The following is a 254-nucleotide window of genomic DNA, read 5'->3' as shown; positions in this document are numbered from 1 at the left end:
TGCCCCGTCAGCAGCAGATGCTGCGCACGATCCAGGAAACCGAATCGCGCATTGCTCAGATGAAGCGCGAGGTGGAGAATGTCAAAGCCAACGAGTCGCTGCTGCGCGCTCAATCGGCGATTGCCCACAATCAATCTGGCATCAACACCCGCCTCGGCAGCGCCGTCGAAAGTCTCGAGCGCATCAAGAAGCGCCAGGAAATCACTGCCGGCCGCATCGAAGCCGGTGCTGAACTGGCCGCGCTGGAAAACGGC

At 61.0% G+C, this 254-nt stretch carries 1 protein-coding gene; it reads left to right on the top strand.

What is annotated here, in order from left to right; all coding sequences use genetic code 11:
- On the top strand, window positions 1–254 hold a 254-nt coding region (locus EOD29_RS33355), incomplete at both ends, for a PspA/IM30 family protein (RefSeq protein WP_206520589.1).

The organism is Mesorhizobium sp. M1A.T.Ca.IN.004.03.1.1, assembly GCF_003997555.1.
GTDB lineage: Bacteria > Pseudomonadota > Alphaproteobacteria > Rhizobiales > Rhizobiaceae > Mesorhizobium.
Note: the sequence above shows the minus strand (reverse complement) of the source record. Positions and strands in the feature narration are given on the sequence as shown.